A 25,481-nucleotide genomic window follows, 5' to 3' on the forward strand; every position below is an offset into this window, starting at 1 on the left:
TCAGGGGCTTCGATTACCAGGCCTTCTGGGTGGCGTAGAACCGCTTCCAGAAATCGATCTTCTCGGGCGAGGCGACCGGGATCGGCGCGAACCGGTCGCCCAGTTCCATCACTTGCGGAATCTGAGTGCTGTAGGCGGGCCATTCGGGCAGGTCGGTGCCGTTCGGGCCCGCGCCGTTGGGATCGCCGGTCTTGATGATGTTCGCCCAGTAGGACGACATCGTCTCGGCAATCCGGCGGTCCTCCGCCGTCCACGGCAGGTTCACCGCGTCCAGGCTGTTGAAGGCGTAGGGGATTTCGGAGCCGTGGAAAGCGCCGCGCGTGTCGTGCGATGGGCCCGGCTGGGCATGGGTCCAGAAGTAGGTGTGCAGCGGCAAGCCATTGCCCTTGCGCCACAGCGTACCCCACAGCCAGGTCGAAATCCGCGAGTTGTCGCGCGCAGAGGCATTGTTCTGAAGCGCCGCTTCCTCGTCGCTGGCAGCGGGGTAGAGCTTCAGGAACTCGTCCGCCAGCGGGCCGAACTTGCGCCGGGCGGAGGCCTGGAACTGCGCGACCGTCACGCTGGTCTGCGGCATGCCGGCGCGCGGCGGCACCTTGCTGGCGCGCAGGCCGGCGAAGGCGGTTTCCGGCACCGCGCCGGTTTCGTCCTTGTTGTTGCCTGCAACGTAAGCGACCTGGTTCTGCGTTCCGGACTGGTAGGTATCCCAGTAGGACTGCGGGATCACCCAACCGTCCACCACCGGGCGGAACAGCGGCGGCTTGCCGTCGCTGCCGGTCTCGACGCCGCTGTCGATCGTGGCGCTGCCCTCGATCAGCTTCTGCCAGGGCATCGCGCGCAGGTCGGCCAGCGACTTGGCGCCATGCTCAGCGGCGTATTTCTCACCCGCCTGCTCCGCCGTGGCGAGCGGCCGCCACGATACCGAGAGATAGCGCAGCTCCGTATCGCGTGGATAGCGGGCATGGCTCTCGGCGATACCCGCGCGGAACAGGCCCTTGGCGAGCGGCGACATCGACAGGAAGCCGACGGAACCCGCGCCCGCGGATTGTCCGCCGATGGTCACCTTGCTGGGATCGCCGCCGAACGCCGCGATATTGCGCTGAACCCATTGCAGCGCGGCGATATCGTCCATCAACCCGTAGTTGCCGGAGGCGGCATGGCCGGATTCCCTGCTCAGTTCGGGCGTGGCGAGAAAGCCCAGAACGCCGACGCGGTAATTGAAGGTGACGACGACGACGCCCTTCTTCGCCAGCCCCTCGCCATCGAATTCGGGGCTCGCGCCGGTGCCGCCAATGAAGCCGCCGCCATAGATCCAGACGTAGACCGGGCGCTTCTCTCCGCTGGCGGGCGCTGCGCCGGTCCAGACGTTGAGCGTCAGGCAATCCTCGCTCTGCGTCATGCCGCGTGCCATTTCTCCACCCGGTTGCGGGCAGGCGGCACCGAAAGCGTCGGCCTTGCGCACGCCGTCCCATGCCAGCGGCGCAGCAGGCGCTTTCCAGCGCAACGGGCCGACCGGCGGCGCGGCATAGGGGATGCCCTTGTAGACCGCCACGCCCGGATCGCGCCCCGCTGCGCCGGTCAGCAGACCGGTTTCGATCTTGATCGGCGTGCTGGCTGCCGTGGAGGCGGGCTTGGAGGCGAAACCGACAAGATCGCCCGATGCCAGCACATGACCCGCCATCGCCTTTTTCAGCGCGTCGAAGTTCGTCGATGCGGCATTGCCCAAGGTGGTGTCGAGCGCGAAGACTTGCGCGTGATAGGCATGGCGGCTGGCGTCATGCGTATGCGGCCCGGCATAAGCGGCGGCGGGGCCGTGGACGTTGGGCCCATAAGCCGCGCCTTGTGGTAACTGGGTCATGCCGGCAGGCAGCGAGGTGATGCCGGCCGGGAGGTTATAGAGAACGAGGTGGATGCTCGTGCCTGCTTCGGCGGCGCCGTCTTGCCCCAGCATCCCCTGCACGACGACGACGTAGCTGCGCGTGCCCTTCGGCCCGGCCGTCCACGCCAGCCCCGGGAAGCGGTTCTCGCCATATTGCGTGCTGGCCAGCGGAATGTCGCCGCCCTTGGCGAAACTCGGGCTGCTCACCTCCAGCGTGCGGCCGCCCTTGGCGGGCACGGCTGAGACCAGCAATTGCAGGTCATGGCCGATGCTCACCGGCATCGTCTGCGACGAAGCCGCGCCCGCGTAGGCCAAGGCCGCCATTCCAGTGGCAAGAATGGCGCGGCGGCCGAACTTCGCAGGCATCTTCACTTCCCTCTCGTCATTCTTATTGCGCGAACCGGCCCGGCTTGCTCAGCCAGGTGTCGATGTAGTCGTAGGTCGTTTTCTGGGTATCGCCGAATTCGCCGGGCTGGCGTTCGCATTCCTTGCAGGTGTCGTACATGTGCGTCGCCCCTTCGACGAAGGCGATCGACTTGTCACGGCTATGCGCCAGTTCGTAGATCGTTTCGCTGGCAAGGTATTCCCAGTGGCCGGTCATGCCCATCACCAGCAGCGGCGCGGAGACGCCCTGAACATTGCCGGGAGGGCTGGCGTAGGTGGACGTCCAATCGACGCCGTGCACCGAAGTCTCGTCATAGCCGAAGTCGGGTGCGGTGCGGATGGCGTAGGAATTGAGGTAGTTGCGCACCGTCGTCTTCAGTGCGCCCTGCATCAGCGACGGCGTCTGGCTGCGCGTGTTCTGCGGGACGCGCACGGTGTGGACCACTTCGTTGGTCATCCGGCCGCCCGAATGGAGCAGCGGCCATGCCTTGCGCGTATGCGCCATCAGCGCCACGTCCTGCGAGAACAGCTTGTTGTTGCTGCCCAGCAGGATCGCGCCGGGCACCACGAAAGGGGCATCGTCCGCGTAAGGACCTTTGCCGGCCTCGATCCCGCCAAGTTCACTCTCGGCGCGGGCGATCAGGGCATTGCCGCGCGCACCCTCCGCCGCAAGGAAGGCCTTGGTGAAAACCGCGGGGTAAGTGGATCCGGTGGGCCGGAAGCCATTGGCCGGATTGTACATGTCCAGCTTGGCATCGAGCGCTGTGCCGCTTGCCTCGTCCCTGACGGCGGGGTCGATGCTGAACAGCGTCATTGCGCCCAACCCCCAGTTGGAATCGATCAGCATCAGGCCATCGGCTAGCGGCAAGGCCGCCAGGCTATCGGGGCATTTCCAGATCTTTTCGCTCGACTGGCAGGCCTTCACGCCGCTTTCGGCGATATACTGGTAGGCGCTCATCACCGTGCCGCCGCCGCTGTGGCCCAGCAGTACGACATGCTTGATGTCCGGCCGGCCGCGCAACCAAGCGATGCCCGCCTTGGCTTCCAGGAGCACCTGATCGAGCATGCCATCGTTCGACGCGCCGGACTTGCTGGTGCTGTTGTTGGCGCAGAGCACGCGATATCCGCGCCGAGACAGCTCGCTACAGGCCGAAAAGCTCAGGTAATCGGCCGAGGAATGCATCACGAACACGGCCGTTTCGGCCTTGGGGCCGGGCGTGGTCGGTTCGTAAAGCACACCGGGCACGCCGCGCGCGAGTTGCACGAATGTCGTGCGGATCGCGGCACTTTCGGCCGAGGGCGACCGAGGCGTTTCAGCCCGCGCCGGTGACTGCTGGAAACCCAGCAGCACCAGCGCGGCGGCGAGCGCGGCCTTGCGGCTCGTCATCGTATGCCTCAGCCCTTGATGCGGAAGCCGACAAGGAAGGCGCGGCCGGTCGGATCGTCCGAGAATTCGTAGGACTGCCCGGCAGACGTCGTGCCGCTGTAGTAACCGCTAAGCGGCGGCTTGGCGTTGAACAGGTTCGAAACGCTGACGTAGAACGAGCTGTTGGAAATCTTCAGCGCCGATCCCGTGTCGAACGTCACCGTCAGGTTGGTGGTCGCATAGCTCTTCACGTAGGGATCGAGCCAGACCTGGCTGGCCACGCCGCTGCGGCGGAACCGGTTGCGATAGTGTTCGAACAGGTCGACCTTGACCTTGTCGGTCACCTTGTAGCTCAGGAAACCGGCGATCTGGACGCTGGGGCTGGGCATCAGGCCGTTGAGGCCCCAACCGGCGCCGCCCTGATCGATGGTGGCGATGCCGGGCTGCTCGTAATAGATGTGCGGCTGATAGTTCACCAGCAGGCGCAGGCCCAGCGGGCGGCCGGCCAGCGCGGTGTTGTAGTCCAGTTCGCCGTCGATGCCCCAGGTGCGGACTTTCGAAATGTTCTGCGGCTTGATGTAGAACGCGGTGACATTGCCGGAGGCATCGCGCGCGATCAGATCGCAATAGGGCGAAGTGCCGTTGCTGGTGTAGCAGGCATTCTGGATTGCCGCGTTGAAGCCCTGAACGGTGGTGATCGCGTCATCCACCACCGTGTGGTAGTAATCGACGGTCAGCGTCAGACCCGGCACGAAATGCGGCTTGTAGACGGTACCGAAAGTGTAGGTGTGGCCCACTTCCGCCTTCAGGTCCGGATTGCCGTTGTTGATCGACGGCACATAGACGGTCGCCCCGGTCAGTGTGTCCACGAAGGACCCGGTCACCACGGTTTCCGGCTGGAACAGGTCATAGAGCGTAGGTGCGCGGATATCGCGCGATACGGTGCCGCGGAACTTCAGATCGTCGTTCACTTCCCAGACGCCGCCGACCTTCCAGGTCACGTAGCTGCCGCTGGTGCTGTAATCGGTGTAGCGTGCGGCGCCATTGAGGGCGAGCGACTTGACGAAGGACACGTCCTTCACCAGCGGCACTTCCACTTCGATCGCGGCTTCCTTCACGCTCTGCGAAACGGTGTCGCTGTTCGGGAAGGTGGTCGGGTAAAGCGTGGTCGTGGACGTGCAGTTGTAGCGCAGGCCGGTGCAGTCCGCGAAGTCGGTTGCCGTGGTGGTGCTCGACGCATCGAACGACAGCTTGCGCCATTCGGCCGAGAGGGCGACGTTGACCGGGCCGGCCCAGGTGTCGAAAGCCGAGCCGCTGATCGATGCGTCCGCTGCGTCCATCTTGGTGTGCGTCAGGAAGTCCACGCTGCCCAGCACATAGTCCTGCGCAGCCTGATTGCTCGCCGTGGGGCCGAACAGGTTGAGCGGGACGCAGTTCGAATAGGCGGAGTTCGTCAGGCTGGCCTGGCAGACCACGTTGCCGGTCGAAGGATCCACCACCGCATCCAGCGCGGCGGCAAGGCGCTGGGCGTTGGGCAGGTTGCTGATCGTGGTCTTCAGACGCGAATTGCCGTGGGTATAAGTGGCGTTCCAGTCGAACCCGCCCAGCTTGCCCTCGATCCCGGCGTTCACGTAGATCTGGCGCGTCTTCGAAAGCGCCTCGATCCGCGGTGCTCCGGACCAGATCTCGTTCATCTTGAAGGTCGACTGGCCGGCGGCGGCGAAGGCGTCCTGATAGTCTTGCGAGAGGAATGCGTTGGACGTGCTGAAGGTTAGGCCGGCAAGCTGGTTCCAACCGGTGTAGGACGTGTTCTTCTTCAGGTTCGCCGCGCCCTGGACATAGACGTGGATGTCGTCGGTCAGATCGTAATCGAAGCGGCCGAACAACTGCGTGCCCCGGAAGGGCGAGATCATCGAGCTGTTCTGATAGGCACCGTCACCGCCGATCTGGCAGCAGGAGGATCCGGAGGCGGTGCCGGTGTTGAATTTGCTCAACACGCCGTTGGCACCGAAGAACTGCCCGGCGAAAAGCCCCGGGTTCGAAGCGCTGAGCGGTGTGACATAGCCGCCGAACGCATAGTTGCTCAGATGAACATTGGTCGCGAGATAGTAGGGATTGGCCGCCGTGCCACCGCCCTGAACTGCGGCAAGGTCATCCCAGCTGCGGTCATAGGCGCGGTTCAGGATACCCTCGTTCTCGCGGTGCTGGACGCTCGCCTCGAAATGCCCGCGCGATCCGACATTGAAGCCGAAAGCGCCGCCGATATCGCGGTTGGCGGCATCGCCATGCTGCGAGATGCCGGCTTCGGCATGGGCCTGAAAGCCATTGAAATTGCGGTTGAGGACGTAGTTCACCACGCCCGATACGGCGTCCGAACCATAGACCGCCGAAACACCGCCGGTCACCACGTCCACACTGCGGATCAGCTCCTGCGGGATCAGGTCAACGTCGACGGAGGAGTTGTAGAGCGTGGGCGGAATGCGGTGCCCGTCGAACAGCACCAGCGTGCGCGTGGCGCCAAGATTGCGCAAGTTCAGCACGTTGGCGGCGCCATTGCCGCCCTGCACGCCGGTGGCGTTGGAACCGGGATTGCTGAACGAGTTGCGCGATCCGGAGAACACCGGAAGCTGGTTCAGCGCATCCGAGATCGAGCCGGAAGGCGCGGCGGCCATCAGCGCGTCGGTGGAGATCGTGGTCAGCGGCGTCGGGCTTGCCGACCCATTGCGGATAACGCGCGAACCGGTGACGATGATGTCCGGCGCGGAAGGAGCGGCTTCAGCGGGTGCAACGGCGGCGGTATCGGCCGCAGGCGCATCGGTGGATTGCGCGCAGGCAGGAACCGCCAGCCCGAAGACGCTTGCGCCGAGCAGCAGGTTGCACGCCAAAATTCCGGTCTTCATTGCGATCCTTCCCAAGATATCGTTCGCGGTCCGTGCTTGCCGCACGTCATTACCCGATCGTTCGTGAGCCTAATCGCATGGCTCCGGGAATATCCGCATATCAGTTTTGGGCGGCGGTGAATAAGATCAGCATTGCGCGCGGCAGGCATGGCGCGATGCAGGTGCCGCCGCCAGCCGCCTTGGATCCCGCCTCTCCCGCTTGCGAACCTCAAGCCGCTTCGGCATCAGCTTCTCCGGAAATAGTGGGAGAGTATGCGATGGCCATGCAGGCCACGCCCGCATCGGATCGAGACCTGAAGCTGCTTCGCCGCCTGCTGCGTGCGAAGGATCGGATGGACGGCGCGCCTCAAAAAGAATGGTCGGTATCGCAACTGGCCCGGATCAGTGGCACTTCGGAGGCTTACTTCGCGCGGACCTTTCGGGACGCTTTCGGCATTCCTCCGCACCGCTATCTGCTGACGCGCCGCGTCGAACGCGCGGCGGCGCTGCTGCGGGACACGAACCTTCCGGTCACCGAAATCGCCTTGCAGGTCGGGTGGAACAGCCTTGGCACCTTCGGCCGGACGTTTCGCGACGTTACCGGGGAGAGCCCGAGCGAGCTGAGAAAGCGGCTGCAACTCACGCCCGGCGATCTGGATCAAGTGCCGCACTGCTTCGTGCGCGCATCGCAGCGCCCCGACCTCAGAATGGCAGTTTCGGAGAAGCGACGCTTCGACAGACGGGATAAGGACCGGACCGCCCATAAGGAGGATCCATGATGCAAGGTGTTCAAATCGTCGGCCTATACGTCCATGACCAGGATGAGGCGCTTCAGTTCTATGTCGAAAGGCTTGGATTTCGTGTCCACACCGATGCGCGAAACGGCGATTATCGGTGGCTGACGGTCCAGCATCCGGACCAGCCCGAATTCCAGCTGGGCCTTTTCCGGCCCGAAGCGCCGACAGTCGATGCCGCTACCGCGAAAGGCCTGCTGGAAGCGGTCGCCAAGGGTGCGATGCCGCCGCTTGTCCTGATGGTCGACGATTGCCAGGCCACGTACGAAACCATGCACGGCCGCGGCGTCGAATTCACGCAAGAGCCGATCGCGCGCTACGGTTCGGTCGACGCGAGCTTTCGAGACCCTTCGGGCAATGGCTGGAAACTGGTGCAGGCGCGCTGACCGGCGATGTGCCGCATTCCATCCTGGCTGCTGTTCGAAGGAGGTTACCATGATTGCCCAGGGCCTGATCCGACAAGCCCACCGCTGGTTGGGAATAGTTCTGACCCTCACCATTCTGGCCAATTTTGCGGCCATGGCGCTGGGGACGCCCCCGGCCCTGATCGTATATGCTCCGCTACCCCCGCTGACGCTACTGCTGCTGAGCGGCCTGTTCCTGTTCTTTCGGCCGATGTTCTCCGAAAGGCGTGCCCCGGCTGGTGAAAAAAAGCTGCGATAGTCCGAGACGCAGCCGGGCTGATCCTTGATGTGTGGAGCGGGAACGGCGGCGTGCACTTCGCTGCCGCTCCCCTCCCCAGATCGCCAGGGCAAAGGGCACATTTCGCGCCAATTGCATTTACTTGCGGCCATGGCGTAGGTTCCGGCCATAAAAATCATCGTCGGAGCTTCCATGATCGACCGTCGCCATTTTCTTTCCTCTGCATCGGCAGGCGCTGCCGCCGTTGCCGCCGGCCCTGTACTTGCACGCGCATCCGCGTCGCCGGCCGGTTCCAATCCCGCCCTTGCCGCCTTCATGGACAAGTATTTCAACGCCCAGGTCGATGCCTCGCCCGAAACGGCAACGCAGCTGGGCCTGGATACCGGCGCACGCGCCGGCCTGAAGTCCCACCTGACCATCGCCACGCGCGAGCAAGAGGAAAAGAAACGCAACCTCGTCCGCACGGCGCGGGCGCAGCTTGGTACGGTCAACCGCGCCTCGCTGGGGGCGCAGGACGCGATCTATTACGACACGATCGCGGCGAACCTCGATGCCGTCATCCGGACTTACGCCATCCCCTACGGACAAGGCGGATGGCCGCAGGTCTATCGCGTCAGCCAGGGGGGCGGCGCCTATCTGAATACGGGGGATTTCCTCGACAACCAGCATACCATCAAGACGGCAGCCGATGCCGAGGCCTACGTCTCGCGCCTGAACGAGTTCGCCGATGTGCTGGACGCCGAGACCGACCGGATGCGTGAGGATTTCGGCCTTGGCGTCATCCCGCCCGACTTCATCCTGCAGAAGACGATCGGCCTCCAGTCGGGAATGCTGGGCACGGCTGCCGGCGAATCCACGCTGGTGCAGTCGATCGTTCGCCGCACGCACGAGCAGGCGATTCCCGGCGACTGGGGCGCGCGGGCCCAGAAGCTGGTGGCCGAGCGAGTTTATCCGGCTCTGCAGCGCCAGAACGATGCCCTGAAGGCGATCCAGCCCAAGGCCGGCCATGACGCATCGGTGTCGCGACTGCCGCAGGGTGCGCAATACTACGCCAACAGCCTGAACTACATCACCACCACCCACCTCTCCGCCGACGAGATCCACCGCATCGGGCTGGAGCAGGTTGCCGACCTCACGGCCCATTCGGACGCATTGCTGAAGTCCCAAGGCTTCACCCAGGGGACCGTTGGCGAGCGCATGGCCGCGCTGATCGCCAACCCGGCCAATGTCTATCCCAACACGGATGCCGCCAAAGTGGAACTGGTCGCGCATCTGAACGAGCAGATGGCCGCCATGCAGGCCCTGCTGCCCAAGGCTTTCGGCCGCCTGCCCAAGTCCGGCGTCCAGATCAAGCGCGTCCCGCCAGAGATCCAGGAAGGCGCATCGCAAGGCTACTACAACCCGCCCAGCCTCGATGGCACGCGCCCGGGCATCTACTGGATCAACCTGACCGACACCGCCAATTGGCCCAAGTTCGGCCTGCCCACGCTGACTTATCATGAGGCGATCCCGGGGCATCACCTGCAGATCGCACTTCAGCAGGAAAGCCCGGCCGCGCCCAAGCTTATGAACCTGCTGTTCTTCTCCAGCTATTCCGAAGGCTGGGGCCTCTATGCCGAACAACTGGCCGACGAGCTGGGCGCTTATGAGAACGACCCGCTGGGTCGCGTGGGCTTCTACCAGAGCCTGCTCTTCCGCGCGGTGCGCCTGGTGGTCGACACCGGCATCCACTCGAAGGGCTGGAGCCGTGAACAGGCGATCCGCTATTTCATCGCCAACACCGGCCGGGCCGAAGGCGGAGCGACGTCCGAGGTCGATCGCTACTGCAGCTGGCCGGGCCAGGCCTGCGCCTACAAGGTCGGGCACAACGAATGGATACGCCTGCGCGAAAAGGCCCGAACCGCACTCGGCGACCGCTTCGATATCCGAGGGTTCCACGACACGGCGCTTGCCGGCGGCGGCATGCCGTTGACGGTGCTTGAGCGGGTCGTGGACGACTGGATCTCCACACGAAAGTCATCCGCAACCTGACCGGAGTGCGCTGAACAGGAAGGTAACTGGCCGGCCGGTGATCGGAAGATTGCCGCCGGCCATGATCGCGGGAATGACCTGCATTCTGCGATCCGATCGGTTACAATCGCCCATACGTCGATGACGACAGGCAAGCTCATTTCAGAAGTCCGCCACCCACTTTTTGCGAGTGGCGAGATGCGGAAATCGGGCGTGCCACAGCAAGGACGTAGGGATGAGCGAAAAGCGATCGTCACCTGTCTGCTCGGCGGCCGAGGCCGATGACGTCTACATGGGCTTTGCGGGTCGGGATGAACTGCTCGCGTCCCTGAATGAACTGCTGGAAGCTGAGCGAGCGGGAGCCAAGGTTGCCCTTGCGAGTGCGAAGATGGAAGCGGCTCCAGACTATGTAGCGCTAATGCGCACGGTTCGTAGTGACGAGGCGCGCTGGTGCGCAATGCTTTCGCGCCAGATCACCCGGCTAGGTGGCAATCCTTCGCGCAAGACCGGCGCTTTCCGCGACAAGGCGCTGGCCATTTCACTTGCCATGGAGCGGCTCAGCTTCCTCAATCGAGGACAAGGTTGGGTGGTTCGCAAGCTTGAAGCCTTGCTTCCACGGGTACGCGACGATGCGCTTCACGCCGATCTGCGCGAGATGCTCGAATGCCATCGCACCAACATCCTTCTTGCCGATGCGCTGCTAGGTTCAAGACCTGCCGTCGCACGGTAAGGATGGTTCAGTTGCATTGCCCCAATGCAGCCAATGCACTGAGGACAATCCTGCGCTTCTGGGCGCGATCGGTGCTGGCTTCGGGATACAACTCGCGCCGAATGCGCTTGGCGATATGCGCCAGTTCGGTCAGCGTCGGCGGCCGATCTTCGCCGATACAGGCGACGATGACCGGGTAACGAACGCTGGACTCTCCATTTTCCGCATCCCGGCGCGGCATCGCTCTTCTCCCATTCGATATCTCAGGATGGATAGTGGTCGTTATGCCAGGCACGCCCTGCCGGCCATAATCCGATGGCGCCGATCAGGGCATAGAACGCCATCATTTGGAAAAAGCTGTTGTGCGTGAACAGATCGCGGAACAGCAGCGTGAAAAGCATCAACAAGATCGGCACGCCCCACTCGGGATGATGAACCGTCTTGAAAATGGTCCACGCCAACCAGCTGAACAGCGCCGCGGCCAGGAGGCTTCCTCCGACCACCCAGATCGCTTCGAGCAAGACTTGGAGCAACGCCATTACGCTCTCTCCTTGTTCCAACGGCGATCCGCACCCCATCACGGATGCCTACCGGAACAATCTATATCGCATTGCGATATACTTCAAGTACGCCTGTCCTGACTGTTTGCTCCCTCGGATTTTCCCGAGGCATCCCGCTTCCGGCGGGCCACGAAATCGCGCATGGAAATCTTCGCAGAAATCAAGCGACGATGCTTCAGCCTTCCCTGTAACCGCCCCGGTGAAATTTGCGGCCACCACAGAGCAGTGCTGGACCATGCCCCGATAGCAAAATACCCTCCTGCCCAGCCCGCGTGCGAACGGGCAAGACCGGTCAACCGGCACCAAGACAGGGAGGGATTGGGATGGATGTCGAAGCCCGTCTGGCCGCGCTGGAAGCGCGATGCCGCAAGGCTGAGGATCATTTGGAAATCCTCAATCTGCTGAACACCTACGGCCCACTGGTGGATAGCGCCACCGCCACGCCCGCGGCCGAACTGTGGGTGGAAGGCGGCGGCTACAACTTCACCCTGCCGGGCGGCGGCACCAAGCGGCTTTCGGCCCCTGACGAGATCGCGGACATGTACGGCTGGCCCGGGCATCTCGATCTGGTGAACACCGGCTGCGCGCACCTTACCGCCACGCCCAAGATCACCGTCGCCGGCGACGAGGCGCAGGCAGTGGGCTACTCGGTGGTCGTGCTGAAGGAGGACGACCGCTGGTTCCTCTGGCGCGCGGCCGTGAACCACTGGACGCTGGCCCGCACTGCAAACGGCTGGCGCATTGTCGAGCGCTTCAACCGCGCGCTCGACGGGTCGGCAGACAGCCATGAGATCATGCGCAAGGTGGCGCGGATATGAGCCGTTTCGAAGGAAAGGTGGCGATCATCACCGGCGCGAGCACCGGGCTGGGCCCGGTCATGGCCGCGATGATGGCCAGGGAAGGCGCCCGGCTTGTGCTCGCGGCAAGGCGGCTGGAACTGGTCGAGGACGTCGCGGCATCGATAGGGCCGGCTGCCGTCGCCGTACGCGCCGATGTCACGGACGAGGCGGAGGTTGCCGCCATGGTCGAAGCGGCGATGAGTTGCTGGGGCCAGGTGGACGTGATGATGAACAACGCTGCCGTCCCGGGCACCGACAAGTGGATATGGGAACAGACGGTCGACAACTTCCTCGATACCTATCGCACCGATTGCATGGCCGCGATGCTCTGCACGCGCGAAGTGCTCAACCGTTCGATGCTGGAGCGGCGAACGGGGGCAATCGTCAACTTCTCGTCCAGCGCCGGATGGGACGGGATGGTGAGGAAAAGCCACTATTCCACCGCCAAAGGCGCCCTGCGCATCCTCACCAAGACGATCGCGCGCGAAGTGGGGGAGTTCGGCATCCGCTGCAATTGCGTGGTGCCCGGCGCAATCGGCACCGACCTCATGGTCAACTACATGAAACGCATCGCGGGCGAGCAGGGAAAGACGTACGAGGAGATCGAGGGGGGCCTGGTCGCCGGGCTACCGCTGAAGACATTCTCCAGCCCGGAGGATGTCGCGCGGATGGCGCTGTTCCTTGCTTCTGACGAGGCGCGGACGGTGACGGGGCAATCGATCAATGTCGATGGCGGCCTGGTCATGTCATGAACGCGAAGGACACGCGAAAACAGGGAGAAGATCATGGCGAACGAAATGCCGAGGTCGAGTGAATTCACCGGCCTGACCCGTAAGGTGATCGAATATAGCGAGGCGTTCTCGCGACTGGTCGAGAAAGCCAAGCTGGAACCGTTGGGGGATGCCGACTGGGGCCCTATCGAACAGCTTGTCGACGTCGGTAATTACGTGCGCATGGGCGTGTTTCTGGGGCCGCAGGCCGAAGTGATCGATTGGACCAAGTACAAGTTCTATATCTCGCAATATGCGGCGGGAAGCTCGTGGGAAGGCACCTTGCGGCATGTCACTGAACAGCCCGGCCGCGTGATCCTGGAACTGGAAGAACGCAATTCGCGCGGCGGCGTGATGGACGTTTCGAACACCGTGACGATCTACGAATTCGACCAGACCGACCGCATTCGCCATCTGGATGTCTACGTCATGCCGCTGGAAAAGCGCTGAAGCGGGAGATCGCTCAGATCTCGCGAATAGCCACTGCGTCAGGACAGGGCCGCGCGATTGGAAGGAGGAGTGCGGGACACCACGCTCCTCCTTCCCGCTCCCTGCTCATTGCAGGCGGGTAAAGCGCATCCCCTTCATCCGCCCGGCCGCGAACTCGAAACCGTGGCGATCGTGGGCGAAGGTAACGATGCCGCCCAGCATTCCGAACGGCCCCAGAGAGGCCGCTTTCCATATCGTTTCGGTAAGCGGCGATAGCCGGTACTCCGCCCGGCCGAGGCGCCCCTCGATGCGCAGGCGGTAGTCGTCGCCCGCTTCGACGATCCACGCGGTTGCCGCTACCGATGGTGCCTCAAAGTGTCCCGCCCGGTCTCCAAGCCGCGCGTCGGGCTCTGGCACAACCGGCAAGAGCCGGTCCTCGTTGCCGAAATCGGCAAAGACCAGCGATGTTCCATCACGCCTCGCCGACTGGCGGATGAAGGACATGATCTCCGGAAGCCGCAGGTTGCCGTCCTCCTCCGCTGTCACCGGCAAGCCGGGCGCGCCATCTATACCCATCAGCTGCATCTCGCCATGGGCCTGCAGCTCGATTACGCGGGCATCGGCGGGGGACACGAATACACCGTCCACCTTTTCGAAAAGCACGTCGATCACCGCATCCAGGCCTTCGACGCAGGCATCGATGATGCGGTTGGCAAGGTCGGCGGCGTTTAGGTCGGCGCGGTTTACAGCGATCGAGATATCGAGCCCGGCGGCCGGCACCTTGATCATCTGCGAGTTGCCGGCGATCACACCGCCTGCGTGGCAGATCGTCTCGACACCGCGATAGTTTCCGATGACCAGCCCCAGCCCGTAACCCGTGGACGTGCTGTTCGCCAGTCGGTGAGGCTCTTTCAGGAGCTGCCAGCTTTCGACGGATCCGACATGGGGCGCATCCATATGCCTCAGCCACCGCAACATGTCGTCCATCGTCGAAACCACGCCGCCGGCCCCGCTCACTTCCGATCCCATGTAGTCGCGCGTGAAGCGGCCGTCCGCCGCGCGGAAGTGCAGCGCGGCGCTGTTGGGGACGAAGCCGTCGTCCCACCGCCGCAGCATCGTGTCATGCATCCCGACGGGTTCGAATATGCGCTTTCGCAGCACGGCATCGAGCGTTTCGCCGGTAATCCGCTCTATCGCGGCCGTCAGCAGGACATAGGCGCCGTTGTTGTAGCTCCAACTGGTGCCCGGCGCGAAATCGACGTCCTCGATAGCCCGGTAATTGGCCAGGAGATCGGCGTCGCTCACTTTCGTGGGCGCGCCATTGGTCAGCATCGACACCGTCATGGCATCGCGAATGCCCGAGGTATGCCCCATCAGCTGGCGCATCGTGACACGCCCGGTGGCCTCGCCGATTTCATCGAGGTGCCTACCGATCGGATCGTCGAGCGACCCGCGCCCCTCCTCGCACAGAAGAAGATAGGCCAGCGCCGTGAAATGCTTGGTCGTCGATCCGATCCGCATGCGCATGCCCGGGCCCAGAGCGACCGGCAATTCCATATGGGCAAGCCCGAAGCCACGGCGATAGACGGGCGTGCCGTCAATCGCGATGCCAACCGCCGCCCCGGGCTGACTGCATTGGTCGATCGCGGCGAAGATCGCATCGATCCGGGCTTCGTCGAAATTCGTTGTAACGGTTGCTTGAGTCATCTGTCCTGTCCCTGAAAAGAGGTTGCGGACGGAGGCACCCTAGAAGTGCGAGCTAAGTTGCAGTCCGACCGTACGCGGCCGCAGGATCAGCACCTGCGCGGGACCTCCCAGTTGCGAAAGGACCGTCTGCGCGGCCAGTTGGCCCCGCGTATCGAACAGGTTGCGGACATAGATCTGCGCATCGACGGGCCCGAATGACATGCTCGCGCGCAGATCGACGGTCACATAATCTGGCACGTTGTACTGCCGCAACGCCGGGCTGGCGTCGAAGCTTGCCGTGCTATCGGAGGCAAAGCGCAGTGTCGCCCCCAGCCCAGGCTTCAGATCGCTGGTGGGCAGGACATAGTCGGCGTTGAGCGCGGCCGTGAAATGCGGCGTGTTCGGCAAACGCTCTCCCTTAAGAGCGCCGAGCAGCGGCACGTCCTGCGTCAGATAGCCATCGTTGTAGGCGAAATTGGCCGTTGCGACGAAGCCCGGACCCGGTCGCGCGGTCAGGGCCAGCTCGGCCCCCTTGATATGCGCGCCCGGCCCATTGGTGAAATTGCTGACACCGGCAACCGGGCTGAGAAGCTGGATATCCTTCCAGTCGATGTAATAAGCTGACAAATCCAGGCCGAAGCTGTGATCGGCAGTCTCTGCCTTTATTCCCAGTTCGTAGCTATCCAGCGAATCCGAATCGAAAGTGGCGGGGGACGGCTCCCCAGTGGCCGGGTCGATCACGCGGAAGTTCGGGCCGCCGGGTCGATAGCCCGTGGCGAAACGGGCATAGGCCGTTACGTTGCGGCTGAAGCGATAGCGGGCGTTGGCCAGATAAGTGACGACGCTTTCGCTGGAACTCGACCCCGGCGCCGATACGACGAAGATGCCCGAGGCGTTCTGCGTGAATTTCTGCCGATTGTGCGCATAGCGAATGCCGCCGCTGACATCGAAAGCATCGGTCAGATGCCAGGTGAGGTTTCCGAAGGCGGCATATTCCTCGTAAGTGCTGTCGATCTCAGCGGTTACCGCGTTCACCTCCGGCATCGGGACAAGGCCTGCGCCGTAAGTATCGGCAACCTGTTGCAAGAGGCTCTTTTCATGCGTGTAAAACCCGCCGATCAGCCATTCAAAGGTTCGGCCCGTCGGCGAAGCCAGGCGGATTTCCTGGGCGAACTTGCGGGTCCTTGCCAGTTCGTTGATCGCCACCGCTTCGGCGGGGATATTGGCCAGTATCTGGAGATAAGGCGCATAGACCGCCGATCCGTCGGTCGACGCGTACGTCTTGTTCTCCTGATAACTGGTGACCGACGTCAGCGATGCGCCGCCAAAATCGTAGTCGATGGTCGCGCTGCCAAGGCGGAAGTTCGACCGGAAAGGCTCGTCCAGCGGATGCGCCTGATCGAGATATCCGGCAACCGGCACGCCATCCAGGCCGATATTGGCATAGCTTCCGCCCTCGCGCCGGATATTCTGCGCAAAGCCGGTGAGCCGGATCGACAGATCCTCCACCGGCGTGAACAGCGCATCGAGCCGTCCGCCATAGACATTGCCGCGATCGACATTCTTCTCGCCGGTCATGACATTGTCGAAGTAGCCACCGTCGCGCGAATAGTAGCCGCTGGCCCGTACTGCCGCTTTATCGGTTGCGAGCGGAGCATTGACCACCGCCGATGCGTCGTAGCTGGTTCCGCCATGCGCCGTCGTCGAGATGCCCGCCTGCACCTTGGCCTCGAATTCGGTCAGCGACGGCTTGGCCATCACATACTTGAGGACGCCGCCCATCGAACTAGCGCCATAAAGCGTGCCCTGCGGTCCGCGCAGCACTTCGACACGGTCGATATCGAAAAGCCCGACATCGAGCGCGCGGCGCGGCCCGTTGGCGAATGCCGAACTTGAGCCATAGGGTACTTCGTCGACATAGATGCCGACCGTCGATGACACGTCCGCACCGCTGGTGACGCCGCGCATGCTGATCTGCGATGTACCTGCGCCCTGCGAAGTATATTGAAGGCCGGGAACCGTATTGGCGAAGTCGACAAACTGCCGCGCGGCGATCCGCGACATGTCATCAGACGAAAGTGCGGTGATCGACTGGGGCGTATCGATCAGGCGTTCGGCGCGCTTTTGCGCGGTAACCACGATCTCGCCCGGATAAGCGCCGCTGGATGCAGCAGGATCGGCCTCCTGCGCCGATGCGGACGGGATATAGGAAAGCGCCGTACCGGCGGCGAGCAGAAGTCGCAGTTTGCCTCTCGGAAATGTCCTCATGCGAATACCCCTTGTTTGGCGAGCGCGGTGGCAGGCACGGCGGATTGCGCCGCATTTCGATCGGCGTGGACAGCGTCGGCACGGGAGCGTTCGCGAATGCGGTTGTCACGCCCCGCCCGCAGCACCGTAAAATCGGGAGAAGCGCGACACGGCAGTTCCAGGCGGTCGCACCATTCGGCTGCCCGCGTTTCTGCCGTGCTGACCGTTAAGCCCCATTGCGCCATCATGCGCCTGCCCTGTCCACATATTTTGCATTAAATGCAATATATGTTTCAAAATTGCAGTTCAAGCAAATTTTGTAGGCAAGCGCCCACCGTCGACGCACTGCGCCATTTCATTGGTTTGTAGCCGGAAAGGATCAGCCGGTTTGAAGCGCAGCCCAGCTTTCGGGCGTGAAAACCTGCGTTTCGAAAAGGCCCTGGTCCGCATCGGGGCCGTGATAATAGGTCACCAGAAGCTCCGCCGGAGGACCATGTGCGGCGACGGTGCTGTGCCACATGGACCCATCCATGAAGAGCGCATCACCGGTTTCCAGAACGAGCGGCGCGTGCCCCTCGCAATATATCAGAACGTCGCCGCGCAACACGTAGATGATCTTTTCGCCGGGATGGCGCACGAACTCGGATTCCCAGATGCTGATCGATTCTATCGCGACCTGCATGCAATCCAGCGCGCGGCTGCTGTCGGGCTCGAAAAGATGCTTGAGATTCAGCTCGCGATAGCTGCTTGCCTTGCTGCCACGCGTCCTCTCGCGATCGACGGCAAGGCGCCGATAGTTCACCCTGCGCGGGCTCTTACCATTGCCTCCATCAAGGCCATCGTGATCCGGGGCGGCCTTGCGGGCGACCAGATCCTCGGGCGCGATTTCAAGCGCCTTGGCAAGCAGCTCCACCTTCTCGATCGTCAATCCAAGCTGCGTATTCTCGATCCGCGAAAGCGAAGACACCGATATTCCGGTCAGTTCGGACAGACGCTCAAGCGTCATTTTCCGGCGTTTTCGAAGGGTACGCAGCAATGCGCCGATCGAGTCCGGCATGTCGCCCGCCTGCGTGTGCCCGTCTTTGACGATGTCCATGTATGCCTGTTAATCCCTGCCTCAGGGCTTGGCTAGATCGCAGCAGCGGCGATCAGCCCCACAGTTCGCGGGGGAAGCGATGCAGGCGCCGACCATCGTGATGCACGCCCGCATCGGCGCGGTCCTTGACGATGAGCGGCACGTCGAGATCGACGACCTCGCAGAGCGAGGCGACCATATAGGCCGGCGCCATCGCCAGCCCGGAACCCAGCATGCATCCCACCATCAGGCGGAATCCCATGGCCCGTGCCGCTTCGGCCAACGCCAAGCCTTCGGTAAGGCCGCCAGTCTTGTCCAGCTTGATGTTGACGTAGTCGTACCGGTCAACCAACCGATCCAGGTCGGTGCGATCGTGACAGGATTCGTCCGCGCAAAGCCTGACGGCATGATTGTATTCGTCGAGCAGATGGTCGTCCTGCGGTGGCAACGGCTGCTCGATCATGAACACCCCCGCATCGGCAAGGCGCGGAGCCATTGCGTTCAGGCGCTCCAGCGTCCATCCGGCGTTGACGTCGACGAAGAGCGGGATATCAGGCAACACCGAACGGACTGCCGCCACGCATTCCAGATCGGCTTCGCCGCCCAGTTTCAGCTTGATCATCGACGCGCCGCGAAGCGTCGCCGCGATTTTGGCGGTCGCCTCAGGCGCCATGATGCCGATGGTGACGTCGGAAGTTATCTTGCCCGGGGCAGGCAATCCGGCGATTTCCCACACAGAGCGCCCCGATCGCTTCGCCTCCAGATCCCACAGGGCGCAGTCCAGCGCATTTCGTGCCGACCGCGCCGGCATGGCGCTCTGCAGGGTCAGCCGATCCAATTCCCCGCTTCTCAGCAAAGGAGCGATCGCTTCGATCTCAGCCAATGTCGCGTCCGCATCCTGGCCATAAATGCCCATCGGGCAGCATTCGCCGCGCCCGACCGCTCCGCCGTCGGAAGCTTCGACCTCGACCACGTCGAGGCCAGAAATCGTGCCGAACGCGACCCGGAACGGCTGATCGAGTGCGATGAACCTCTTGCGGACCGAAATCTTCATAACCGCCCTGCTCCACAATTTGCAATTCAAGCAATATGGAGACAGAATTTGCATTTCAAGCAAATTTATGCTTCGTTTGCGCCAACAGCGCTGATTGGGCCGCTCGGGAGAGCCGGTCTGCCGCCGTCATGCGTGACTGGCATGTCTGCTTCCACGCCACCTCTGTATCGTCTAAGTCCAATCCCCATTTGCGACGTGTGGTTCGGCGCGCCTCTGGAGCATCTGCCGGGTGCAAAACCGAATGGGGAGACAGTTATGACGGTAGTGACATCCGGTTCCTGTCAATGTGGTGCAGTCCGGTTCGACATCCGGGGACAGTTCGAGAGCTTTTATCTTTGCCACTGCAGCCGCTGCCGGAAAGATACAGGGTCGGCGCACGCATCGAACCTGTTTTCGTCAACCGCTACCGTGGTCTGGCACTCTGGAAACGAGAAAATCACGCAGTACCAGGTTCCCGCAACGCGGCATGCCAGGAGTTTCTGCTCGGTCTGCGGATCTGCCTTGCCCAGCGTCCAGATGGACGGGGCTTTGCTTGTAGTGCCTGCGGGATGCCTTGACGATGAGATCGCCGTCTCTCCCGATGCGCACATCTACGTCTCCAGTCGAGCAACCTGGGACGATCGAATGGTTGATATCCCGGGGTTCGCCGGCCTCCCGATGTAATCGCCGTGCAATGTTACGATGGCCCCGGCCCACGGCTACCCATTTCAGCCATTTAATGACGGGTTGGGTTCGTTCTCGACGCAAGCAAGGCGTCCAGCATCAGATGCCAGGCATGTTCCAGGGCCCCGCCCTCAAACCCTAAGCCGACTTGCTGGCGAAGAAACTTCTCGCCAGCGGCAAGCATCGCTGGCGAAGGGTCTCGAAGTGCCTCAAGCACAGCGCAAATATTTGCCCGAACTTCTTCCTGAAGTTCAAAGCCAAGAGCATCCCAATCGTCGTATCCGCTTTCGGATTTTATCAATGCGCGAGCTGCACGTTCGATCGGCATCGACTACCTCCCTAGACACTTATTACCTTCTCTGGGGTGGGGGCTCACCAAGCTAGCATCTCTGCTCGCTAACGGAAGAGGGAGAACCGCGAAATCGCCGATCCGGTTGTTATTCAAGGCGAAGCACACAGCGAAACAGTCAATCCGAATTCAAACCTTCGCATAGCCAATTTCCCATCTGACGGCCAAGGCAGCATGATTTCCGGCGCACAGAGATGGAGGCGCGATCGGTAGCCCTCTCCTCGTGGCCACAGCGCACCTTCGCCGATAGGGCGATGGCCCCGGCTTCCGTCAATGTCACCAACGTGATGGGCGCACGGGCACGAGGTCTTACGATCACGATCCCGCAATTGATCGCGCCACTCCCCCATCGGTTGGCGTCGCCGACCTGTTCGGGCAGAAGATCGACGAAGCGGAGCCGAACCCCACATCAAGAGTTTCGCTCGGGCGAGAATGGATTGCGGGATCGCCAAAACGCATATCGGATCAGAAACACGGTTCCCATGTCGTCCCGGAATGGCATGGCTTGGACGTCTTGTCGCCTCGACGCGTGCAACGAAGCGATAATCGGCGCGAAGCTTGTCGAAGTGCTCCAGAAGGCGCCGATCGGGGTCTGACTGCGGCTCGCCCGTTGTCCGATCCGTGCCCGGTTCCGCGAGCGGCCACCTTTCCGGGCTGGTCGCTCGCTGCCGGTCCGGCCGGATGCGGCCGCAGGCGCCATGAAACGAAGATTATCGAACCATCCGAAATGCCCCCTTGGCGCAGAGGCGACTATCGGCGACAACCGGGGACGGCTTCCGTAAGGTTGCCGCCAGCCGATCCGGCAAATGCCGATTTCATTGAGGAGATGCGTGCCGTGGTCATCGCCTTATCGTTTCTGATCGGCCTGGTCGCCGGCCTGCGCGCGATGCTTGCGCCAGCAGCGATCAGTTGGGCAGCCTATCTGGGACTTATCTCCGTCGAGGGCACGTGGCTGGCCTGGCTGGGATACTGGCTTACGCCCTGGCTCTTCACATTCGCCGCAGCTGGCGAACTGGTGACCGACAAGCTGTCCTTCACGCCGAGCCGGAAAGTTCCGCCCCAGTTCATCACGCGCCTCATCTCCGGCGCGCTCTGCGGCAGCGCGATTGCGGTCTCGGACCCCGGTTCGGCGATTGGCGCCGTCGCCGGCGTCCTGGGCGCCTTCGTCGGCACTACCGGCGGCGCTGCGGTGCGGGGCGCGCTCGCGCGGACATTCGGCCGTGACCTGCCCGCGGCGCTTTGCGAAGATGTCGTCGGCATCGCGCTCGCCGCCCTGGTGATCACCCAGGCATGACAAGGCATTTTGACGCGATCGTCATTGGCACGGGCCAGGCCGGGCCCGCCTTGGCCGCCCGGCTTGCGGCTGCCGGGAAAACCGTTGCGATCTTTGAGCGCCATCTGGTGGGCGGGACGTGCGTCAACACCGGCTGCATGCCCACGAAGACGATGGTCGCCTCCGCCTATGCCGCGCATATCGCCCGGCGCGGGAGCGACTTCGGCGTGCTTACGGGCCCGATCTCGATCGACATGGCCCGGGTCCATGAACGCACCAGCCGGGTGGCAGGCAACGCGCGGGACAGAGACCGGGCATGGCTGGAAGGCCTGCCTGGCTGTACATTGGTGTTCGGCCATGCGCGCTTTACCGCGCCCGGAACAATCGCAGTCGGCACGGAGGAATTCACTGCCGACAGGATTTTCATCAATGTCGGCGGCCGGGCGTTCATTCCCGACATGCCCGGCGTGGGCGATGTCGGATTGCTTACCAACAGCTCGCTGTTGGCGCTGACCACCGTCCCCGATCATCTGGTGGTCATCGGCGGCAGCTATGTGGGCCTGGAATTCGCGCAGGCTTTCCGGCGCTTCGGCGCGAAGGTCACCGTGGTCGAAAAGGGGCCCCGCCTCATATCCCGCGAAGACGAGCAGGTATCCCAGGCCGTCCGCTCGATCCTCGAAGCGGAAGGCATCGCCGTCCGGACCCAGGCCGAATGCATACGCTTCGCGCCCGCAGATCAATCGATCCGGGTTGGCCTGTCCTGCACCGATGGCGAACCCGATCTCCTAGCCAGTCACGTGCTCATGGCGGTGGGTCGGATACCCAATACCGACGACCTTGGGCTGGACAAAGCCGGCATCGAAACCGACGCGCGTGGCTATATCGTCGTCAACGACCGGCTGGAAACTTCCGCACCGGGCGTCTGGGCGCTGGGTGATTGCAACGGCAAAGGCGCCTTCACGCACACCAGCTACAACGATTTCGAGATCGTGGCCGAAAATCTGCTGGACGGTGCCGATCGCAAGGTCAGCGACCGTATCGCCTGCTACGCGCTCTATACCGATCCGCCGCTTGGCAGGGTGGGCTTGAGCGCCGGCCAGGCCGCCGCGGCGGGGCGGGCGGTCAGGATCGGCCGCCGCCCCATGTCGCGGGTCGGCAGAGCGGTAGAGAAGGACGAGAGCCTTGGGTTCATGGAAATCGTAGTAGATGCCGCAACGGACGAGATCCTTGGCGGCACCATTCTGGGTACCTCGGGCGACGAGGCGATCCACAGCATCCTGGACATGATGGCGAACGGAGCGACCGCCGATAGACTCCGCCGGACCGTCCACATTCATCCCACGGTGTCGGAACTGATCCCCACGATCGCCGGCAGTCTGGAATAGCGTATCGACCTGTTCACACCCCCGCCATCACCACCGGCGTGAGCACAAGCGTCGTCCGGTCTGCGAGGTCGCCGACCCGCGAATGATAATTCCGAAAATGCGGCGTCGCGGTGCAAGGTGTAGGCATTTCCGGCGATGTAGAGTTCGTCCAGGACGAAACGGTTCGGATCGCCCTGGTCCGTCCAGAGATCATAGCGCAGATTGCCCAGTTCCGCCCAGCTCGGCCCGATCTTTCGGCGCGGGCTTGGCGGCCACGGCCATCCGCGTCACCTTCACACCGCCCTCTACCAGCTCGGGAAGTTTCGCGAACCAGTCCCTCACGTAAGGCATGGCATTGCACGCTTCGAAGTCTTCGACCGTTGCGAAAATCTCGTAGTGCATCAAAGTACAGGGAAATCCATTTAAGTCCGTGCAACCCGCGCCGCCTTAGTCCACTATGCGGCATTGACGCGATATTCGGAGGGCGTGGCGCGAAAGCGCCGACTTGCGCATGACGACATTCGAGACACGCAAGCACCAGATGTTCCCTGTGCTCACACCTTTGCAGGTGGAGAGCGCCCGGCGGTTCGCAAGCGGCCCCGAACGCCGTTTCGAGCCGGGCGAGGCCGTCTATGGCATCGGCGAAGTGAACGCCCCTTCGTGGATGGTGGTGAGCGGATCGATCGATGTGATCCGGCGCCATGGCCTGAACGAAGAGATCGCGGTCACCACTTACGAAACCGGCCAGTTCAGCGGCGATGTCAACGCGCTGGCGGGGCGGCCATCGATTGCGGGTGGCCGCGCCGGTTCGGGCGGATGCGTTGCGCTGCCGTTCGACGCACCGCATCTGCGCGCACTGATGATCGGTTCGGCCGAATTGGGCGAACTGTTCATGCGGGCGCTGATCCTGCGCCGCGTCGAACTGCTGGAGGATGCATCCTCGGGGACGATCCTGATCGGCATTCCCACCAGCCCGGACCTTCTGCGTCTGCAAGGCTTTCTGGCCCGCAGCGGCTTTCCCAACCTCGTCCTTGACCTGACGACCGACCGGGACGGCAAGGCCCTGGTGGAACGGGTCGGCGTAACACCGCAGGAGCTGCCGCTCGTCGTCTGCCCGAATGGAACCTTGCTGCGAAATCCGTCGGACCTTGAACTGGCCTGCTGCCTGGGGATGATGCCCAAGTTGGAGGACGATGCGATTTTCGATGTCGCCATCGTCGGGGCCGGGCCTGCCGGCCTTGCCGCCGCGGTCTATGCCGCTTCCGAAGGTCTTTCCGTGATCGTCCTGGACGAGCGGAGCACGGGCGGTCAGGCAGGAGCGTCCGCACGGATCGAGAACTACCTCGGTTTCCCCACCGGAATATCCGGTCGGGCGCTGGCGGGGCGCGCGTTCAGCCAGGCGCTCAAATTCGGCGCCGAAGTCGGTGTGCCGCTGAGGGTCGAGCGGCTCGATTGCGCCAACGGTCAACTGCGGCTGGAATTGGCCGGCGGGCAAAGGCTTCAGGCCAGATCGATCGTCGTCGCCTCGGGTGCCAGCTACCGTCGCCCCAATATTCCCAACCTTGCCGAATTCGAAGGCAATGGCGTCTCCTATTGGGCGTCCCCCATCGAGGCGCGCCTTTGCGCGGGCGAGGAAATCGCGCTGGTCGGGGGAGGCAATTCGGCCGGCCAGGCAATCGCCTTTCTGGCGCCGCAGGTGGAGCGGCTCCATCTGGTGGTACGGCGCCCGCTGGCCGAAACCATGTCGCGCTACCTGATCGATCGGATCGCCGCACTTCCCAATGTCGAGATCTATGCCGGAAGCGAGGTCGTGGCCCTGGACGGTTGCGCTCGGACCGGAATTTCCTCTGCCAGCTTCCGCAATATGAGCGACGGTTCGGTGGCGGCGATCCCCGTCCGGCATCTTTTCCTGTTCATCGGTGCCACCCCCAATGCGGGTTGGCTGGACGAGCGCGTCGATCGTGATGACAACGGATTTGTCATCACGGGGGCTGGCGCATTTCCGCTCGAAACGACTGTCCCAGGCGTGTTCGCCATCGGCGACGTGCGAGCGGGATCGACGAAGCGGGTAGCGGCGGCAGTGGGCGAAGGCGCCGCAGTCGTCGCGCAGATCCACGCGATGCTGGCCAAGCAAACCGCGGCAAGGCAGGCCGCAAAGGAACATTCATGAGCGACTGCCCCCATACCGGCACTATCGAGAGCGTCACGCCCAGCGCGCGCGGGTGTGAGGAGTGTCTGAAGACGGGAAGCCCGTGGGTACATCTTCGCCTGTGCCGCATCTGCGGCCACGTCGGTTGCTGCGATCAATCGCCCAATCGCCATGCCACCGCCCATTTCCATGCGACAGGACACGCGATCATGGAAGGATACGATCCGCCGGAAGGCTGGGGGTGGTGCTATATCGACGAGATCGAGGTCGAATTGCCGGACCAGACCCCACAGATCGGCCCGATCCCTCGCTTCGTTTAACATCACGATTACGGCAAATCAGCCGCGAACATGCGGCTTCGCA

At 63.1% G+C, this 25,481-nt stretch carries 25 protein-coding genes; 13 read left to right on the plus strand and 12 right to left on the minus strand.

The genetic code is table 11. The features are described 5' to 3' along the window. Nucleotides 1-13: 13 nt before the first annotated feature. From WBP07_RS24610 to WBP07_RS24620, 3 genes are read right to left on the minus strand one after another with little or no spacing between them, the layout of a single operon-like run. Nucleotides 14-2,242 (minus strand): carboxylesterase family protein, encoded by a 2,229-nt coding sequence (locus WBP07_RS24610; protein WP_395397712.1) that lies wholly within the window; start codon nt 2,240-2,242, stop codon nt 14-16. A gap of 22 nt (nt 2,243-2,264) precedes the next feature. Next, a complete protein-coding gene (locus WBP07_RS24615) occupies nt 2,265-3,647 on the minus strand; it encodes an alpha/beta hydrolase family protein (protein ID WP_395397713.1) in 1,383 nt (460 codons plus the stop codon). Between the two features lie 8 nt (nt 3,648-3,655). Continuing rightward, nucleotides 3,656-6,526, minus strand: coding sequence for a TonB-dependent receptor plug domain-containing protein (locus WBP07_RS24620; RefSeq protein ID WP_395397714.1), 2,871 nt, complete (start codon nt 6,524-6,526; stop codon nt 3,656-3,658). Between the two features lie 257 nt (nt 6,527-6,783). Between WBP07_RS24620 and WBP07_RS24625 the strand changes: the two genes are divergently transcribed. From WBP07_RS24625 to WBP07_RS24645, 5 genes are all read left to right on the plus strand, one after another. Beyond that, complete coding sequence (locus tag WBP07_RS24625) at nt 6,784-7,284, plus strand: helix-turn-helix transcriptional regulator (RefSeq protein ID WP_395397715.1); 501 nt, start codon at nt 6,784-6,786, stop codon at nt 7,282-7,284. After that, nucleotides 7,281-7,685: a VOC family protein gene (locus WBP07_RS24630; protein WP_395397716.1), complete on the plus strand. Its 405-nt coding sequence runs from the start codon at nt 7,281-7,283 to the stop codon at nt 7,683-7,685. The genes WBP07_RS24625 and WBP07_RS24630 overlap by 4 nt, the downstream gene beginning before the upstream one ends. Nucleotides 7,686-7,734: 49 nt before the next feature. Further along, nucleotides 7,735-7,962: a hypothetical protein gene (locus WBP07_RS24635; protein WP_395397717.1), complete on the plus strand. Its 228-nt coding sequence runs from the start codon at nt 7,735-7,737 to the stop codon at nt 7,960-7,962. Between the two features lie 171 nt (nt 7,963-8,133). Further along, entirely contained in the window at nt 8,134-9,972 is a 1,839-nt protein-coding gene (locus WBP07_RS24640; protein ID WP_395397718.1) for a DUF885 domain-containing protein, read from the plus strand. Nucleotides 9,973-10,186: 214 nt separating this feature from the next. Beyond that, complete coding sequence (locus WBP07_RS24645) at nt 10,187-10,681, plus strand: DUF6306 domain-containing protein (RefSeq protein ID WP_395397719.1); 495 nt, start codon at nt 10,187-10,189, stop codon at nt 10,679-10,681. 7 nt (nt 10,682-10,688) lie between these two features. On the opposite strand, the gene WBP07_RS24650 is transcribed toward WBP07_RS24645, so the two are convergent. Together WBP07_RS24650 and WBP07_RS24655 are read right to left on the minus strand one after the other, a co-directional pair. Then, nucleotides 10,689-10,901 carry a hypothetical protein gene (locus WBP07_RS24650; protein WP_395397720.1) on the minus strand — a complete coding sequence of 71 codons (213 nt, stop codon included), beginning with the start codon at nt 10,899-10,901 and terminating at the stop codon, nt 10,689-10,691. 22 nt (nt 10,902-10,923) lie between these two features. Further along, the gene (locus tag WBP07_RS24655; protein WP_395397721.1) at nt 10,924-11,199 is read right to left on the minus strand and encodes a hypothetical protein; all 276 of its coding nucleotides are present in this window, start codon (nt 11,197-11,199) and stop codon (nt 10,924-10,926) included. Between the two features lie 344 nt (nt 11,200-11,543). Between WBP07_RS24655 and WBP07_RS24660 the strand changes: the two genes are divergently transcribed. From WBP07_RS24660 to WBP07_RS24670, 3 genes are read left to right on the plus strand one after another with little or no spacing between them, the layout of a single operon-like run. Continuing rightward, nucleotides 11,544-12,038 (plus strand): nuclear transport factor 2 family protein, encoded by a 495-nt coding sequence (locus tag WBP07_RS24660; RefSeq protein WP_395397722.1) that lies wholly within the window; start codon nt 11,544-11,546, stop codon nt 12,036-12,038. Further along, entirely contained in the window at nt 12,035-12,811 is a 777-nt protein-coding gene (locus tag WBP07_RS24665) for an SDR family NAD(P)-dependent oxidoreductase (RefSeq protein ID WP_395397723.1), read from the plus strand. Before WBP07_RS24660 ends, WBP07_RS24665 begins: the two co-directional genes overlap by 4 nt. A gap of 33 nt (nt 12,812-12,844) precedes the next feature. Further along, complete coding sequence (locus tag WBP07_RS24670) at nt 12,845-13,279, plus strand: hypothetical protein (protein ID WP_395397724.1); 435 nt, start codon at nt 12,845-12,847, stop codon at nt 13,277-13,279. A 105-nt stretch (nt 13,280-13,384) separates the two neighbouring features. On the opposite strand, the gene WBP07_RS24675 is transcribed toward WBP07_RS24670, so the two are convergent. The 5 genes from WBP07_RS24675 to WBP07_RS24695 all read right to left on the minus strand — a co-directional run bounded on the left by WBP07_RS24675 (nt 13,385) and on the right by WBP07_RS24695 (nt 19,320). Then, the gene (locus WBP07_RS24675; RefSeq protein WP_395397725.1) at nt 13,385-14,965 is read right to left on the minus strand and encodes a serine hydrolase domain-containing protein; all 1,581 of its coding nucleotides are present in this window, start codon (nt 14,963-14,965) and stop codon (nt 13,385-13,387) included. Nucleotides 14,966-15,004: 39 nt separating this feature from the next. Then, complete coding sequence (locus WBP07_RS24680; protein WP_395397726.1) at nt 15,005-17,212, minus strand: TonB-dependent receptor; 2,208 nt, start codon at nt 17,210-17,212, stop codon at nt 15,005-15,007. Beyond that, a complete protein-coding gene (locus WBP07_RS24685) occupies nt 17,209-17,439 on the minus strand; it encodes a hypothetical protein (protein WP_395397727.1) in 231 nt (76 codons plus the stop codon). The genes WBP07_RS24680 and WBP07_RS24685 overlap by 4 nt, the downstream gene beginning before the upstream one ends. A 131-nt stretch (nt 17,440-17,570) precedes the next feature. Further along, nucleotides 17,571-18,287, minus strand: a complete 717-nt coding sequence (locus WBP07_RS24690; protein ID WP_395397728.1) for a helix-turn-helix domain-containing protein — start codon at nt 18,285-18,287, stop codon at nt 17,571-17,573. Nucleotides 18,288-18,339: 52 nt separating this feature from the next. Then, the gene (locus WBP07_RS24695; protein ID WP_395397729.1) at nt 18,340-19,320 is read right to left on the minus strand and encodes a dipeptide epimerase; all 981 of its coding nucleotides are present in this window, start codon (nt 19,318-19,320) and stop codon (nt 18,340-18,342) included. A gap of 255 nt (nt 19,321-19,575) precedes the next feature. On the opposite strand from WBP07_RS24695, the gene WBP07_RS24700 reads away from it, so the two are divergent. Then, a complete protein-coding gene (locus WBP07_RS24700; protein WP_395397730.1) occupies nt 19,576-19,983 on the plus strand; it encodes a GFA family protein in 408 nt (135 codons plus the stop codon). Nucleotides 19,984-20,035: 52 nt separating this feature from the next. Here WBP07_RS24700 and WBP07_RS24705 read toward each other — a convergent pair whose 3' ends face one another. Beyond that, nucleotides 20,036-20,311, minus strand: a complete 276-nt coding sequence (locus WBP07_RS24705) for a hypothetical protein (protein WP_395397731.1) — start codon at nt 20,309-20,311, stop codon at nt 20,036-20,038. A gap of 856 nt (nt 20,312-21,167) precedes the next feature. Between WBP07_RS24705 and WBP07_RS24710 the strand changes: the two genes are divergently transcribed. Continuing rightward, nucleotides 21,168-21,626, plus strand: coding sequence for a DUF4126 domain-containing protein (locus tag WBP07_RS24710; protein WP_395397732.1), 459 nt, complete (start codon nt 21,168-21,170; stop codon nt 21,624-21,626). Beyond that, entirely contained in the window at nt 21,623-22,990 is a 1,368-nt protein-coding gene (locus WBP07_RS24715) for an FAD-containing oxidoreductase (RefSeq protein ID WP_395397733.1), read from the plus strand. Before WBP07_RS24710 ends, WBP07_RS24715 begins: the two co-directional genes overlap by 4 nt. A gap of 189 nt (nt 22,991-23,179) precedes the next feature. On the opposite strand, the gene WBP07_RS24720 is transcribed toward WBP07_RS24715, so the two are convergent. Continuing rightward, nucleotides 23,180-23,371, minus strand: coding sequence for a hypothetical protein (locus tag WBP07_RS24720; RefSeq protein ID WP_395397734.1), 192 nt, complete (start codon nt 23,369-23,371; stop codon nt 23,180-23,182). A 109-nt stretch (nt 23,372-23,480) separates the two neighbouring features. Here WBP07_RS24720 and WBP07_RS24725 point away from each other — a divergent pair, with 109 nt between their 5' ends. Further along, entirely contained in the window at nt 23,481-25,139 is a 1,659-nt protein-coding gene (locus WBP07_RS24725; RefSeq protein ID WP_395397735.1) for an FAD-dependent oxidoreductase, read from the plus strand. Then, on the plus strand, nt 25,136-25,438 hold the full coding sequence (locus WBP07_RS24730; protein ID WP_395397736.1) for a UBP-type zinc finger domain-containing protein: 303 nt from the start codon (nt 25,136-25,138) through the stop codon (nt 25,436-25,438). Before WBP07_RS24725 ends, WBP07_RS24730 begins: the two co-directional genes overlap by 4 nt. Nucleotides 25,439-25,481 lie beyond the last annotated feature (43 nt).

The organism is Novosphingobium oxfordense, from assembly GCF_044029435.1.
Lineage (GTDB): Bacteria > Pseudomonadota > Alphaproteobacteria > Sphingomonadales > Sphingomonadaceae > Novosphingobium.

What these genes read in the sequence shown, in the direction of transcription:
- WBP07_RS24610 (WP_395397712.1), bottom strand. Translation starts at nt 2,242, where the DNA reads ATGCCTGCGAAGTTCGGCCGCCGCGCCATTCTTGCCACTGGAATGGCG.
- WBP07_RS24615 (WP_395397713.1), bottom strand. Translation starts at nt 3,647, where the DNA reads ATGACGAGCCGCAAGGCCGCGCTCGCCGCCGCGCTGGTGCTGCTGGGT.
- WBP07_RS24620 (WP_395397714.1), bottom strand. Translation starts at nt 6,526, where the DNA reads ATGAAGACCGGAATTTTGGCGTGCAACCTGCTGCTCGGCGCAAGCGTC.
- WBP07_RS24625 (WP_395397715.1), top strand. Translation starts at nt 6,784, where the DNA reads ATGGCCATGCAGGCCACGCCCGCATCGGATCGAGACCTGAAGCTGCTT.
- WBP07_RS24630 (WP_395397716.1), top strand. Translation starts at nt 7,281, where the DNA reads ATGATGCAAGGTGTTCAAATCGTCGGCCTATACGTCCATGACCAGGAT.
- WBP07_RS24635 (WP_395397717.1), top strand. Translation starts at nt 7,735, where the DNA reads ATGATTGCCCAGGGCCTGATCCGACAAGCCCACCGCTGGTTGGGAATA.
- WBP07_RS24640 (WP_395397718.1), top strand. Translation starts at nt 8,134, where the DNA reads ATGATCGACCGTCGCCATTTTCTTTCCTCTGCATCGGCAGGCGCTGCC.
- WBP07_RS24645 (WP_395397719.1), top strand. Translation starts at nt 10,187, where the DNA reads ATGAGCGAAAAGCGATCGTCACCTGTCTGCTCGGCGGCCGAGGCCGAT.
- WBP07_RS24650 (WP_395397720.1), bottom strand. Translation starts at nt 10,901, where the DNA reads ATGCCGCGCCGGGATGCGGAAAATGGAGAGTCCAGCGTTCGTTACCCG.
- WBP07_RS24655 (WP_395397721.1), bottom strand. Translation starts at nt 11,199, where the DNA reads ATGGCGTTGCTCCAAGTCTTGCTCGAAGCGATCTGGGTGGTCGGAGGA.
- WBP07_RS24660 (WP_395397722.1), top strand. Translation starts at nt 11,544, where the DNA reads ATGGATGTCGAAGCCCGTCTGGCCGCGCTGGAAGCGCGATGCCGCAAG.
- WBP07_RS24665 (WP_395397723.1), top strand. Translation starts at nt 12,035, where the DNA reads ATGAGCCGTTTCGAAGGAAAGGTGGCGATCATCACCGGCGCGAGCACC.
- WBP07_RS24670 (WP_395397724.1), top strand. Translation starts at nt 12,845, where the DNA reads ATGGCGAACGAAATGCCGAGGTCGAGTGAATTCACCGGCCTGACCCGT.
- WBP07_RS24675 (WP_395397725.1), bottom strand. Translation starts at nt 14,965, where the DNA reads ATGACTCAAGCAACCGTTACAACGAATTTCGACGAAGCCCGGATCGAT.
- WBP07_RS24680 (WP_395397726.1), bottom strand. Translation starts at nt 17,212, where the DNA reads ATGAGGACATTTCCGAGAGGCAAACTGCGACTTCTGCTCGCCGCCGGT.
- WBP07_RS24685 (WP_395397727.1), bottom strand. Translation starts at nt 17,439, where the DNA reads ATGATGGCGCAATGGGGCTTAACGGTCAGCACGGCAGAAACGCGGGCA.
- WBP07_RS24690 (WP_395397728.1), bottom strand. Translation starts at nt 18,287, where the DNA reads ATGGACATCGTCAAAGACGGGCACACGCAGGCGGGCGACATGCCGGAC.
- WBP07_RS24695 (WP_395397729.1), bottom strand. Translation starts at nt 19,320, where the DNA reads ATGAAGATTTCGGTCCGCAAGAGGTTCATCGCACTCGATCAGCCGTTC.
- WBP07_RS24700 (WP_395397730.1), top strand. Translation starts at nt 19,576, where the DNA reads ATGACGGTAGTGACATCCGGTTCCTGTCAATGTGGTGCAGTCCGGTTC.
- WBP07_RS24705 (WP_395397731.1), bottom strand. Translation starts at nt 20,311, where the DNA reads ATGCCGATCGAACGTGCAGCTCGCGCATTGATAAAATCCGAAAGCGGA.
- WBP07_RS24715 (WP_395397733.1), top strand. Translation starts at nt 21,623, where the DNA reads ATGACAAGGCATTTTGACGCGATCGTCATTGGCACGGGCCAGGCCGGG.
- WBP07_RS24720 (WP_395397734.1), bottom strand. Translation starts at nt 23,371, where the DNA reads ATGCACTACGAGATTTTCGCAACGGTCGAAGACTTCGAAGCGTGCAAT.
- WBP07_RS24725 (WP_395397735.1), top strand. Translation starts at nt 23,481, where the DNA reads ATGACGACATTCGAGACACGCAAGCACCAGATGTTCCCTGTGCTCACA.
- WBP07_RS24730 (WP_395397736.1), top strand. Translation starts at nt 25,136, where the DNA reads ATGAGCGACTGCCCCCATACCGGCACTATCGAGAGCGTCACGCCCAGC.